At 46.1% G+C, this 230-nt stretch carries 1 pseudogene; it reads left to right on the top strand.

From position 1 onward, the window contains the following. Positions 1 to 36: 36 nt before the first annotated feature. Positions 37 to 230 (top strand): annotated as a pseudogene (locus CWB77_RS18050) (sensor histidine kinase); the annotation flags it as partial.

Below are 230 nucleotides of genomic sequence, written 5' to 3' on the forward strand. Positions count from 1 at the left end.
AATGTTTTTTTGACGCTGTCGTATAAAGTTATTGATATGTCAGATGAGCGAGCATGGAGGTTCAACACGTATACAGACCTTGATATTACTACACGCCGCGATATTAAACAGCGCCCTGCTTACTTAGATCATCAACCCTTACTAATAACGCCGCCGCGCTACAACCGTCCGCGCCTTGAGCAAGTTATATTTGCTAAAGATCAATCTGTTGCCGCTTGCAGCCCCCGGAC

This window comes from Pseudoalteromonas sp. S1610 (assembly GCF_005887465.1).
GTDB classification, from domain to species: Bacteria; Pseudomonadota; Gammaproteobacteria; order Enterobacterales; family Alteromonadaceae; genus Pseudoalteromonas; species Pseudoalteromonas undina.